The sequence below is a fragment of the Vibrio sp. 03_296 genome (assembly GCF_002265885.1).
This window is the reverse complement of sequence record NZ_NPKW01001291.1, coordinates 1-747: the sequence shown is the minus strand read 5'-3', so window position 1 is coordinate 747 and position 747 is coordinate 1. Positions and strand designations below refer to the sequence as shown.

The following is a 747-nucleotide window of genomic DNA, read 5'->3' as shown; positions in this document are numbered from 1 at the left end:
CTCCCGCAACGATAACGTGCAAGTGAGGATGTAGCTCTCGCTTTCGGCTGTGTGTATGAAGGACGATAGTAAATCCCAGCTCACCTTGGGTTTGCCTTTGAGCAAAGTCTTTTAACGTAGATGAAGCCACGCGGAACATGGTTTGATAAAGTGCTCGGGGAGCAGAGCGAGCTAAGCTTCTCAGTTCATAAGGTAATGTGAAGGTTACCATGTAGTAATGAACTGGAAGCAGCTTACTTTTCTGCCTTTCAAGCCAGTCTGATGTTGTACGATACTGACATTGCGGGCAGTGACGATTTCCACACGAGAGAGTGAGACGGTCATCATGGTGGCAGTGGGAGCAATACCACTGCGAGAGTCCTTGTTTCTCTGTTTTACAGCGTAACATGGCGGAGATGGCTCGCTTGATATCGCTGTTAAAGTGATGACCATAGTCTAGTTCAAGCTCGTGACGATGTTGGCGCAATAGGTCGATAAAAGTGCTCATACGGTCAGCTCCCAGTCGAGGTGCAGGCGGTCAGCCAGTTGATTGAGAGCTTGATTCGCATCATGTAACTTGAGTTGTGTGAGTTGAGTATAACGAGCCGTTGTATTTAAACTCGCATGACCAAGAAGGATTTGCAGTGAACGCAGGTCAAGCCCTTGCTCTAGGAGATGGGTTGCAAAGCAATGTCGGRGTGAGTGAGGGGTAATTCGCTTATGAATACCACATTCCTGTACAACCTGTTTAAGTGCTTTTTGTGCTCC

Annotated in this window: 2 protein-coding genes; both read right to left on the bottom strand. The window is 47.7% G+C overall.

The features are described 5' to 3' along the window. Positions 1 to 487 (bottom strand): transposase zinc-binding domain-containing protein (locus CIK04_RS31620; protein ID WP_142995056.1); only part of this gene is annotated, 487 nt, incomplete at its 3' end. Continuing rightward, positions 484 to 747: tyrosine-type recombinase/integrase (locus tag CIK04_RS31615; RefSeq protein WP_176463492.1), on the bottom strand; the 264-nt coding region annotated here is incomplete at its 5' end. The genes CIK04_RS31615 and CIK04_RS31620, both read right to left, overlap by 4 nt.